Annotated in this window: 8 protein-coding genes; 4 read left to right on the top strand and 4 right to left on the bottom strand. The window is 72.1% G+C overall.

From position 1 onward, the window contains the following. Positions 1 to 12 precede the first annotated feature (12 nt). Positions 13 to 3,234 (bottom strand): LamG-like jellyroll fold domain-containing protein, encoded by a 3,222-nt coding sequence (locus tag ACFV4N_RS32145; RefSeq protein WP_499676398.1) that lies wholly within the window; start codon positions 3,232 to 3,234, stop codon positions 13 to 15. A gap of 758 nt (positions 3,235 to 3,992) precedes the next feature. Further along, positions 3,993 to 5,933: a cellulase family glycosylhydrolase gene (locus tag ACFV4N_RS32140; RefSeq protein ID WP_499676397.1), complete on the bottom strand. Its 1,941-nt coding sequence runs from the start codon at positions 5,931 to 5,933 to the stop codon at positions 3,993 to 3,995. A gap of 266 nt (positions 5,934 to 6,199) precedes the next feature. On the opposite strand from ACFV4N_RS32140, the gene ACFV4N_RS32135 reads away from it, so the two are divergent. Next, on the top strand, positions 6,200 to 7,489 hold the full coding sequence (locus tag ACFV4N_RS32135) for a cation:proton antiporter (protein WP_499676396.1): 1,290 nt from the start codon (positions 6,200 to 6,202) through the stop codon (positions 7,487 to 7,489). A gap of 312 nt (positions 7,490 to 7,801) precedes the next feature. Here the strand turns inward: ACFV4N_RS32135 and ACFV4N_RS32130 are convergent, their stop codons facing one another. Then, entirely contained in the window at positions 7,802 to 8,977 is a 1,176-nt protein-coding gene (locus tag ACFV4N_RS32130; protein WP_499676395.1) for a PucR family transcriptional regulator, read from the bottom strand. 94 nt (positions 8,978 to 9,071) lie between these two features. Here ACFV4N_RS32130 and ACFV4N_RS32125 point away from each other — a divergent pair, with 94 nt between their 5' ends. Further along, on the top strand, positions 9,072 to 9,821 hold the full coding sequence (locus ACFV4N_RS32125; RefSeq protein WP_499676394.1) for a hypothetical protein: 750 nt from the start codon (positions 9,072 to 9,074) through the stop codon (positions 9,819 to 9,821). Between the two features lie 215 nt (positions 9,822 to 10,036). Here the strand turns inward: ACFV4N_RS32125 and ACFV4N_RS32120 are convergent, their stop codons facing one another. Then, a complete protein-coding gene (locus ACFV4N_RS32120) occupies positions 10,037 to 10,405 on the bottom strand; it encodes an anti-sigma factor antagonist (protein WP_499676393.1) in 369 nt (122 codons plus the stop codon). A 353-nt stretch (positions 10,406 to 10,758) separates the two neighbouring features. Between ACFV4N_RS32120 and ACFV4N_RS32115 the strand changes: the two genes are divergently transcribed. Both ACFV4N_RS32115 and ACFV4N_RS32110 read left to right on the top strand, forming a co-directional pair. After that, positions 10,759 to 11,097 (top strand): hypothetical protein, encoded by a 339-nt coding sequence (locus ACFV4N_RS32115; protein WP_499676392.1) that lies wholly within the window; start codon positions 10,759 to 10,761, stop codon positions 11,095 to 11,097. 17 nt (positions 11,098 to 11,114) lie between these two features. Continuing rightward, a partial coding sequence (locus tag ACFV4N_RS32110) for a hypothetical protein (protein ID WP_499676391.1) occupies positions 11,115 to 11,372 on the top strand: 258 nt, incomplete at its 3' end.

Raw genomic sequence — 11,372 nt, 5'->3', positions numbered from 1 at the left:
CCCACCCGCCGCTCAGCCGTTCGCGTGCAGCCCGGCCACCTCGGCGTCGCCGAGGGCCCGGTCGAACGCGCGGACCTCGTCCACCGACCCGCGCCAGTAGTCGGTGGGCTGACCCGCGTACTTCGCCCGGCCGATGGTCAGCGGACCGGTGCTCACCTCGTCCGGCCCGGCCGGGATGGTCGCCACCCGCTGCCCGTCGAGGTACAGGCGCTGCTCGCCCGCCGCCTCGTCGCGCACGCCGACCAGGTGGTACCAGCGGCCCAACTCCGGGGTCACCGCGTGGGTGGCGCGCCGGCCGCCCGGCACGCTGAACGCGAAGTTGCCCTGGCCGTACTGGAGGTAGAACGGGTTCTCGGTGCGCCGGCCGTCCTGGCTGACGGCCGTGGCGTAGTTGCCCGGCAGCGCGTCCAGGGTCACCCACGCGGACACGGTGTAGCTGCCGCGCGTGTCGAGGACCGGTCCGGCGGTCCCGGCGTGGTCGCCGTCGCCGTCGAACCTCAGGGCCTGCCCGCGCACGCCCGGCGCGTACGCCGCGTCCCCGTGGAGCGCGACGGGGTTGCCGCCGCCGCTGGTGTCGTCGCCGTCGCCGTCCAGCGACCACGTGCCGCGGCCCGGGTAGACCCGCTGCCCGGCCGCCGCGCCCGCGGCGAGCACCCGGCGGTTGACCTCGCGCACCGGCCCGGGATCGACCTTGATCTCGCGCCGGTCGTAGGTCCAGAAGCCGTTCAGCTCCGTCTCCACGTCGGTGACCTGCGTGTAGACCGAGCCGGACAGCTCCGCGCCCGCGCCCTCCAGGTAGTAGGTCTCGGTGTTGGACACGTACTTCGCGGTCAGCGCCGCCTTGTCCGCCACCCCGCTGTAGATCACGGCGGGCGCGCCGGGCCACTGGTGGCCGGGCGTGCGGAGGGTGAACCCGCCGTGCTCGCCGTCCATCGCGGCCCGCGTGGCGTCCGGCCACGGCGCGTGGTTGTTGAGGTAGTCGTGGTGGTCGATGACCTCGCCCTTGCCGGAGTCGCCCTTGGACGCGCAGCAGTTGACGCCGCTGTGCGCGTTGACCACCCGGGAGGGGTCGGCGGCCTTGACCGACTCGGCGATGCGGCCCGTCTCCTCCCGGTCCCACTCGCCCCAGCCCTCGTTGAACACGATCCAGCCGATGATCGAGGGCGAGTCGTGCAACTGCTCCATCGCGCGGCGGCCCTCGGTGAGGAACGCCTGCTGCCCGGTCTCGTTCGTGACGTTGACGTTGACGAAGTCCTGCCACACCAGCAGGCCCAGCTTGTCGGCGTGGTGGTACCAGCGGGCGGGTTCGACCTTGATGTGCTTGCGCACGGCGTTGAACCCGAGGTCCTTCTGCGCCTTGAGGTCGAACAGCAGGGCCTCGTCGCTGGGCGCGGTGTTCAGGCCGTCGGGCCAGAAGCCCTGGTCGAGCATCGCCAGCGAGAACACCGGCTTGCCGTTGAGCACCAGCTTGGGGAAGCCGCCGACCTCCTGGACGCCGACCGAGCGCATCCCGAAGTAGCTCTCCACGGAGTCCCGGCTCGACCCGTCGACCAGGCTGACGTCGAGGTCGTAGAGGTACGGGTCTTCCGGGGTCCACAGGCGCGGGTCGGGCACCGGCAGGGTCAGGTCGGCGTTGGGGCGGCCGGTGACCTCGCCGACCCGCTTGCCGCGGTGGTCGCGGGCGGTGACCTTGACCGTGGCGCGGTTCGTCGCGGTCGCGGAGGACACCCGGACCGCGAGGGTGCCCGCGGTGATGTCCGGGGTGGTCTTCACGTCGTCGATGGCCTTGTCGGGCACCGGCTCCAGCCAGACGGTCTGCCAGATGCCGGACGACTGGGTGTAGACGATGCCGCCGGGCCTGCGGGACTGCTTGCCGATCGGCTGGTCGTCGCCGGTGGTGTCGGTGACCGCGACGATCAGCTCGTGCTTGCCGCGGCCGCGCAGCGCGTCGGTGACGTCCGCGGTGAACGCGGTGTAGCCGCCGGTGTGCTCGGCGACCAGCGTGCCGTCCACCCACACCCGGGCGTGGTGGTCGACCGCGCCGAAGTTGAGCTTCAGCCGCTGGCCGCGACCGATCCCCCAGTCGCCGGGCACGGTGAACGTGCGGCGGTAGAACATGTGGTCCTCGTGCCGCTCCAGCCCGGACAGCTGCGACTCGACCGGGAACGGCACGGTGATCCGCTCCGGCAGCCGCTTGCCGAAGGTCGGCTGCTGCCCGGCGGTGGCGGCGGCGAACTCCCACGGGCCGTTGAGGTTGAGCCAGTCCTCGCGCACCTGCTGCGGGCGCGGGTACTCGGGCAGCGGGCGGTCGGCGTCCACCTTCTCACCCCACGGCGTCCTGAGCCGGTGGGTGGAGGTGTTGGTGGCGTTGCGGATGATCTCGGGCACCGCTTCGCCGCCGACGGTCAGGCCGCCCTCGCCGTCGTAGGTGACGCGGACGCGCTGGCCCCGCTGGATCGCGGCGGGTACCTCGACGACGACCTTGGTCCGGTCGCCGCGCGCGAGGCTCGCCTTGCCCAGGGGGAACGGGACGGTGTCCACCTCGACCTTGAGGTGGGAGGTGAGCGCGCCGATGCTCGTCACCGCGCGGTCGAAGTCGAGTTCGAGGCGGTTGCGCGAGGCGGTCGGCCGCACCGGGTAGACCGGGAAGTCGGCGGGCGGCAGGAAAGCCGACTCGGGCACGAGCTGCTTGGCCAGCGCCGGGGTCGACCAGCGCAGGTACATGTTCGCGCCGCCGACGTCCTGGAACATCTCCAGCCGGAAGTCGTGCTCCCGACCGGCTTCCAGGCGGATCGGCGCGCTGTGCTGCTCGACGTCCCAGTCGCCGACCCAGTGGTCGATCACCGGGTTGCCGTCGAGGAACAGGCGGAAGCCGTTGTCGCCGATGGCGTGGAAGGTGTAGTCGCCGGTGGCCGGGGCGGTGAGCCTGCCGGTCCAGCGGGCGGTGGTGTGCTCGGTGCGCCCGGTGAGGGCGGCGAACGTGCTGGTCAGGTCGCTGAAGTTGATGTCGGGGTCGAGCGTGGCGCCGCCGGGTTCGGCGAAGTCGCGCGCGCCGGGCGCGGACATGCGGAAGTACTCGCCCTTCAGGCCGTGCACGAGCGGTGCGGGGTCGCCCCCGGCGGGCTCGGCTCTGGCGGGCTCGGCTCTGGCGGGCTCGGCTCTGGCGGGCAGGGCGATGGCGGGGATGAGGAAGAGGCTCAGGAGGAGGGTGAAAAGCCGGTGGGCAGGGCGCATGCGGGTTTCTCCTCGGGCTCGGCGGTGAGACCCATCACAGCTCCGATCATCTATCCACATGGCCACTCAAAAGACAACAACAAACTTCACATTTGGGAGCGCTCCCACGGCAGGATCGCCCAACTTCCGGCAGAGGTCCAGGCCAGTGCGGCGGCGAGGAGAGGCGGAGGAGCACGAAGAGGCGGGCGGAGGGCGACGAACACCTTGCGGCCGGAGTGGCGAGGTGGCGGGCCGGCGGGACCGTGGTCCGACGGAGCCAACAAGGGGCAGCCTCTGCGGAGTTGCACTTAGTTCAGCTCACTGGACCGGCGGAGCCGTAAGCCAGCCGAGCCGCGGACCGAGCGAACTTCAGGCCGGCAGGGCCGTGGGCCGGCGGGGCCGTGGGCCGGCAGGGCCGACAAGAGACAATTCCTGCGGAGTTGCACTTAGTTCAGCCCAGTGGGTCGGCGGAGCCGCAAGCCGACCGACCGTAAGTCGACCGGGCCGACGCCGATAAGGGACGATCCCTGCAGGGTTGAACTTTGTTCAGTGCGCCGGACCGGCGGAGTCGTAAGCCACCGGCTGCGGGTCGGCGGGGCTGACAGGGAATGACCCCTGCTAGGTTGAACTTAGTTCAACACGGCGGGCTGGAGAGGTCGTGAGATGACCGGGCCGGCAGGCGGCGAAGGGCCGGTGCGACCGCGGCTGAGGTCGCACCGGCCCGGGTGGTGCACCGAGCGCGGTCGGGGGTGCCGGCCGGCCGCGCCCGGTTCGACGGGTCAGCTCGCGGTGCAGCTCACCACGGTGACGCCGCCGGTCGCCTGGCCGTTGGCGACGAACCCGAACGTCGCGCCGGCCGAGGGCGCCAGGGAGCCGTTGTGGGCGGCGTTGGTGACCGTGCTGCCGGTCAGCGTGCCGTTCCACAGGCTGGTGATGGTCCGGCCGCTCGCGACGGCCAGTTCGACGCTCCAGCCGCGGGTGGCGGCGGTGCCCGTGTTGGTCACCGTGACCTCCGCCTGGAAACCGCCCTGCCAGCTGGTGGCCGTGCGATAGGTGGCGGTGCAGCCGCCACCGCCGCCGCCCGTGCCCGGCTGGGTCGTGGCGGTCACGGCGGCCGACGCCGCGGAGAGGTTGCCCGCCGCGTCCTTCGCCCGCAGCGTGTAGGCGTAGGTGGTGCTGGGGTTGAGCCCGGTGTCGGTGTAGGTGGTGCCCGACGCGGTGCCGACCTTGGTGGTGCCGCGGTAGACGTCGTAGCCGACCACGCCGACGTTGTCGGTCGCCGCGCGCCACGACAGCGCGACCGACGACGAGGTGGTGGCGCCGACCGTCACCGCGGACGGGGCGCTCGGGGCCGTGGTGTCGACCGGGTCGCCGCCGGTGTAGCGCTCGCCGAGGCTGATGCCGGTGGTGCTGCCCTCGCCGCCGAGCCGGACCTGGTGGTCCAGGCCGACGAACTTGCCGCCGTGCTGCCACAGGGCGGGCTTGAGCAGCGCGTACTTGGTCTCGTCCCAGGTCTTCCAGTCGTCGAGCAGCAGGCCGCCCGTGTCACCGGAGTTCGGGTTGAGCACCCAGAACGTCTGGTGCAGGCCCTCCTCGACAATCAGGTCGCGCAGCGCGGCCATCCACCGGTCCTGCCGCTCGTCCTGGCCGAGCCGCCCGCCCCACTCGCCGATCAGCAGCGGCGCGGTGCCCTGCTCGTGGATGTAGAGCCAGTTCGGCCGCCACACGTCGTTGATCAGCGATTCCTTGGTGAACGGCTTGTCGAACCACGGCTGGTTGAACACCAGCGGGCCGTAGTCGTGCGGCGAGTAGACCAGCTGGTCCTGGTTCGCGCCGAGGTTGACCGGGTGCTCGGCCACGCCGCGCAGGTTCCCGCCCCACCAGGTGTGGTGGTAGTTCGGCGACAGGTCGGGGTCGGTGTCGGGCGACTGCCACGTCTCGCCGGCGCGCGGGTAGACCTCGACGCCCTCGCACAGGATCAGCACCTTCGGGTTGATCGCCAGGATGCGCTTGCCGGCGGTCTCGCAGACGTGCTTCCAGTTGTCGACGTCGGTGGAGCTGTCCCACTTGGCGCGCGGCGGCTGGTTCGGCGTGCCGTGCGGCTCGTTCTTGACGTCCATCGCGACGATGGTGTCGTCGTTCTTGTACCGCTCCGTGACCCATTCCCAGGCCTGGTAGAACAGCTCGGTCGTGACCGTGCCCTTGTACCAGACGGGGTGGATGTGGCCGGAGTTGTCGGCCTCGGCGCTGTGCACGTCCAGCAGCACCTTCAGCCCGTAGCGCTCGCACAGCTGGAGCCAGTGGTCCCACACCTGGAGGCTGTTCAGGCCCGCCAGCTCCGGGTTGACGAAGGTGTTGACGTTGGGCGCGGCCGCCTGGCCGTTCTTCCACTCCAGCAGGAGCTGGGTGGAGATCGGCACGCGGACGATGTTGATGCCGCGGTCGGCCATCGACTTGGTGACCTCGGCGATGTTCGCCGACCACAGGCCGTGGAACACCCGCTCGGTGGCGTTGAAGCCGAACCAGTTGGCGCCGGTCAGCCAGACGCGGTTGCCCGCCTCGTCGACGATCTGGTTGCCCTCGACGTGCAGCCAGTCCTCCTGCTGGGCCGCCGTGGCGGCGGGTGTGACGGCCGCGTGGGCGAACACCGCCATCGCCGCTGCCGCGACGAGCGCCGCCGCCCGGCGCCAACGCGCCGTGCCTGAACGTGTCGTTCTCATGTGCTGCTGTCCCGACCTTCCGACGTTGGAACCCGGTTTCGACGCGGCTGCGCCGGCAGCGCTCCGGCGGCGGTGTTTCTGGGAGCGCTCCCAGCCCGGCGTAGTGTAGGCATCTGCCCCCGTTTGGCAACATCCCCGCACGCACAGTTGTCCTCTGTGGATCCACTGGTCCGAACAGGTGACGAGCACCCTTCACGTTCAGGTGTTTTGCCGACGAGCGCCCGGGTACCTGACTGGTCCGACGCGACGTCCCGGGAGGTACCCCTGTGGAACTCGGCCCCGCCTTGTACGCCGGGGCGGGCCTGGTCACGCTGACCGCGGCGCTGCTGCCCCGGTTGCTGGCGAAGGCACCGATCTCGATGCCGATGGTGTTCCTGGGCGCGGGCGCGCTGGCGTTCGGCGTGGCCGATCCGCTGCCGGACGTGGACCCGCGCCACCACGGGTCGCTCGTGGTGCACCTGACCGAGCTGTGCGTGATCATCTCGCTGATGGGCGCCGGGCTGGCCCTCAACCGGCCCGTCGGCCTGCGGCGGTGGGCCACGACGTGGCGGCTGCTGGGCGTGACGATGCCGCTGACGATGCTCGCGGTCGGCGTGCTCGGCTGGGGGCTGCTCGGGTTCGGCGTGGCGGCGGCGGTGCTGCTCGCGGCGGTGGTGGCGCCCACGGACCCCGTGCTGGCCGGCGAGGTCCAGGTGGCCGAGCCCGCCGAGAACCCGGAGTCCGACGAGGACGAAGCCCGGTTCGCGCTGACCTCCGAGGCCGGCCTGAACGACGGGCTGGCGTTCCCGTTCACCTACGCGGCGGTGGCGATCAGCGCGGCCGGTGCGGCGCCGGGCGGCTGGTTGCCCGAGTGGGTGCTGGTGGACGTGGTGTGGCGGCTGGCCGCCGGGCTGGGCATCGGGCTGCTGGTCGGGTGGCTGCTGGGCCGGTTGTTCTTCTCCGCGCCGTCGGAGAAGTTCCGGCTGGCCGAGCACGCCGAGGGGTTCGTGGCGCTGGCGGCGACGTTCCTGGCCTACGGGGTCGCCGAGCTGGTGGAGGGCTACGGCTTCGTCGCGGTGTTCGTGTGCGCCTGCACGGTGCGGGCCGCCGAGCGCCGCCACGACTACCACCACGTGCTGCACCAGTACGTGGAGCAGGTCGAGCGGGTGCTCACCGTGCTGATCATCATCCTGCTGGGCGGTGCGGCGGCGTCCGGGCTGCTCGCGGGCACGGGGTGGCGCGAGGTGCTGCTCGCGGCGCTGGTGCTGCTGGTGGTGCGGCCGGTGGCCGGGCTGGTCGGCCTCGCGGGCGGTGGCACCGGGCCGCGCGAGCGGATGGCGATCTCGTTCTTCGGCGTGCGCGGGGTGGGGTCGCTGTTCTACGTGGCCTACGCGTTGGAGGAGGGCCACTTCGCCGAGGAGGGCGCGATCTGGCGGGTGGTGGCGCTGGTGGTGATCGGTTCCATCGTGCTGCACGGCCTGTCGGCGACGCCGGTCATGCGGGTGCTGGACCGCCGGCGCGATCAGGAGGCGCGCCGACGCGGTCGCCCGGACACGGCGGCGGACACGGCGGTGTGACGCACCGGCCAGGTGGGACGGTGCCGCAGCGAGACCGCAGGGACGAGGTTCGAGGTTCGGAGTTTGGCCGCGCGCCGGAGCAGGTGTGACGTCCCACCGCGCTCCGGCGCACCACCTCGGTTCCCGCTCCCCCGACGGGCGTGGAACCTCCCCCGGTTCCCCCTAGGTCCTCCCCTGACCTGCACTAATCCTGATCCACGGCAGCCTCCGGGACAACGTCGTCGTTCGGCCACTCCGCGACGGTGAACCTTGCCAGTGATCGGCAAACAAGGATCAAGGGCTGTCGGATTCGTCCGAATAGTCGCAGTGCGGTTACTCCTCGTCGTTGCCGGAGCCCGGCAAGCCCTCGGGCCAACCGAGCAGTTTCGCGCCCAGCACGGCGACCTGGAGCGTGAAGCCCTGGTGCGGGTCGTCGGCGGCGTAGCCGGTCAGCTCCCGGACCCGCTGGAGGCGGTAGGTCACGGTGCGCACGCCGACGTGCAGCGTGCGGGCGCACGCCGTGGCCACGCGGCCGGCGTCGAAGTAGGCGGTGAGCGTGTCCAGCAGCGGTCCGGCGCCGCCGCGGGCCCGGCGCAGCGGCTCCAGCACCACGTCGACCAGGTCGGCCAGTGCCGCGTTGTCGCGCAGCAGCACCCGGTAGACGAGCAGGTCGGCGGCTTTGTGCAGGGGTCCGGGCAGGTCGAGCCGCTCGGCGATGTCCAGGGCGGTGCGCGCCTGCTCGAACGAGCGCACCGCGCCGGAGGGCCCGGGGTTCGGCCGGCCGAGCCCGACCCGCCAGGCCGCGTCCGCGCCCATGGCCGCCGCGACTTGGCGCACGAACTCGTCCGGCACCTCGACCACGGCCTCGGGCGCCACGCACACCAGCAGGCCGTCCTTCGTGGTGACCAGCACGTCGCGGGAGCCCAGCCTCAGGTGCAGGGCGGTCTCCACGTTGCGCGACACCTCGCCGCCGTCCACGATCGGCTCCGCGGCGCGCACCGCCGCCACCACGGTGCTGCCCGCGAGCCGCAGGCCGAACCGCTCGGCGCGCTCGGCCAACTGCCCGGGGTTGCGCCCGTCGAGCAGGTCGTCGACGAACTCCCGCCGGAAGGACTCCTCGCGGCGCACCGCCCAGCGCTGCGCCTCCTCGTACCCCTCGGCCAGCGCGGTGACGGCGATGTCCGCGGCCAGGAACACGGCCTCGCCGACCACCCGGACGGCCTCCGCGCCCGTCGCACCCCGCACGCCCGGCAACGACGGCCAGGCCAGCCGGGTGGCGCCGAGGTAGAGGTCGACCAGACCGCGCAGCGCGACGCCCTGCGCGGCGGCGCGCGCCCCGACGTCGTGACGGGCCCGCAGCCGGTCGGGCCCCAGCTGCACGCCGGTGGTGCTGACCTCGGCGAGGTCCTCCAGGTAGCCGTCGAGGAGTTCGGGAGGCACGCCCCGCGCGTCGCGGCTCGCCCTGGCCGCCAGACCCGCCACGTCCAACCCGATCCCGTTTCGGCTCATGGCGCCCAGTCTCGCAACCCGCCGCGGACGATCCGCACGGTTCCTCCACGGCCCTCCTCCCGTCCGTCCACATCGGTGGTCGATCATCGGCCGCGTGGAGCACTGGTGGCGGGTGGCGTTGGTGTCGGCGGCGGTGGCGATGGGGGTGTTCGCGGCGGGGGTGGCGCCGACCGCGCTGTTCGGCGTGGCACCGGTCCTGGTCTGGTGCGCCGACCCGCGGCGGTCCCGGCGGGGTGGGGTGCCGGTGGGCTTGGTGCTGCTGGTGCTGCTGGCGTGGTTCACGCTGCCGCACGGCCTGGGGTGGTCGGGGAGGTGGGTGCCGTCGGCGGCCGAGGTGTGCTGGCTGTACCCGCTGCTCGCGGGGGTGGTGTGCGTGGTGGGTGCGCTGGTGGGTGCGTTGGCGGGTGCGTTGGCGGGTGGGCGGGTGAGCGGGCAGGCAGACGCGCGGGAGGACCGGTCGCGGGTGGCCCGGTCGCGGCCGGGCTGTGCGCCGTTGGCCGTGGTGGTGTTCGTCGGGTTCGTGCTGGCCCTGGGCGACCTGGTGGCACTGGACGAGTCACGGCCCGGTGATGAGGGCGTTGTGCCCGGTCCGGCCGGGGTGCGGGTCGTCGAGGTGGACCCGGTGTGCGGTTCCGGTGGTTGCTCGCGGGTGGTCGCTTTCGGCGGGGATCGGGCGGTGGTGGAGGCGCACCTGCGGTCACGGGGCTTCACCACGCCCTCGGCGTACGGCACCGGTGGGGCGAAGTGGATGTGCCGGGTGACCGGGGTGGTGGTGGAACGACGGGCGTGCGCGGGAGTGCGGGAGGGGGCGGGCGAAGTCCTGGTCTCCTGGCGCGTCGACTGACACCGACGACCAAGGCCGGTGACAAGGCCGGCGGCCAAGGTCGGTGGCCAAGGTCGGTGACCGAGATGAAGACCGGCGACCGACACGGCTGTGGCCCAGCTGACCATGGCCCAGCTGACCATGGCGCGGTTGACCATGGCGCAGTTGACCATGGCCTGCCGTCGCGAAGGTCTCGAACTTAGTTCAACTTGAACTAAGTTCGAGTCGAACTAAGTTCAACTGGCGGCCAACGCCTGGTCCAGGGTGGGGTGGACCACCAACAGGTCACCCAAGCCGGTGAGTTGGACCGAGCGCATGGCGGGTGTGGTGTCCGTGGCCACGATCCGCAGCCTGGTTTCCGGTACCGCCTGGTCGTGCGCGGCGATCAGCGCCGCCAGGCCCGCCGAGGCCAGCAGGGCTACTCCCCTGAGGTCGACCACCACCACGGCTGGCGGCTCGCTCAGGACTTGGTCGAGCACGCGCCGCAGTTCCGGGGCGGTGACCGCGTCCACCTCCCCGACTACCGACACCACCACCGCGTCGGGGCGGTGATCGACGTCCAGGGCGAACTGCTGCGGGTCCGAGGGCTCTGTCGAGGCGTGCACGTCGTGGTCGCCTTTCGTCCGGGTCTCACCGCCCGAGCACGACCAGGTGCGCCGCTCCGGGCCAGCACCCATCGTCACCCAGCCGGAGGAGTACCGCCATTCAGCGGCTCGTCCCGAGGCCGACCACGTGGAACCGGCGGACCGCACGGGCCACGACCCGCCGCTGCTTCGGGCAGGTGGAGATGGGCAGGGCGGAGATGGGCAGAGCGGAGATGGGCAGGGCGGAGGTGGCAGGGCGATAGGCGGCAGCGGTGGGTGGGCGGATCTCCCTGAGTTCAGGGATGTCCGGGCCCTGTCCCCTTCGCGAAGCTCTTGGTCAACGCCCGGAACGCGGGTCGACGAGGGGAGGACAGGTGATCGGGAGGAAGGTGCGCCTGGCGCTGGTCGGTGGACTGGCGGTCGCGGCCCTGGTCGGAGGGCCTGCCGCGGCCCAGGCCCAGGCTCAGCCCCAAGCCCAGGTCCAAGCTCAGACCCAGACCCAAGCCCGGACCGAGACCGCCGCCGCGACGGCGGCGGGCGCTTCCCAGCGGTCGGCCGACGTGGTCGGTGCGTTCGCTTGGCGTGGTGGTTACAGCAACCACTACGACTGCGACCTGGCCGGCTACCGGGGGATCTTGAACGGCTGGTGGACCACCTACCTCTGCTCCTACCGGTTGGGCAGTTCACCGGCGATCTGGGACCTGTACGCATGATTGAGAGGGGAACAACGATGAAGGTCAAGAACCTGGCCACCGGTGTCGCCATCGCGGCGGCCGTGGGCCTCACGGGGGTGCTGGGCGCGGGCTCGGCGGCGGCGGCGCCCGCTCCGTCGACGGTCTCGGCGGAGCTGCCGGCCCAGCGCGCGGCGGCCTCGTGGCACCAGGTGGAGCTGTGGTACGACTTGAGCAACTGCATCTGGTCGGGCTCGTTCAAGTCCTACCCCACCACCTGCGCCTACGGGCAGCTGAACGGCACCGGCACCTACGGC

The sequence above is a fragment of the Actinosynnema sp. NPDC059797 genome, from assembly GCF_042732085.1.
Taxonomy (GTDB): Bacteria; Actinomycetota; Actinomycetes; order Mycobacteriales; family Pseudonocardiaceae; genus Actinosynnema.
Note: the sequence above shows the minus strand (reverse complement) of the source record. Positions and strands in the feature narration are given on the sequence as shown.

Excerpts from the sequence above, each read along its gene's own strand:
- ACFV4N_RS32145 (WP_499676398.1), bottom strand. The coding sequence starts at position 3,234 with ATGCGCCCTGCCCACCGGCTTTTCACCCTCCTCCTGAGCCTCTTCCTC.
- ACFV4N_RS32140 (WP_499676397.1), bottom strand. The coding sequence starts at position 5,933 with ATGAGAACGACACGTTCAGGCACGGCGCGTTGGCGCCGGGCGGCGGCG.
- ACFV4N_RS32130 (WP_499676395.1), bottom strand. The coding sequence starts at position 8,977 with ATGAGCCGAAACGGGATCGGGTTGGACGTGGCGGGTCTGGCGGCCAGG.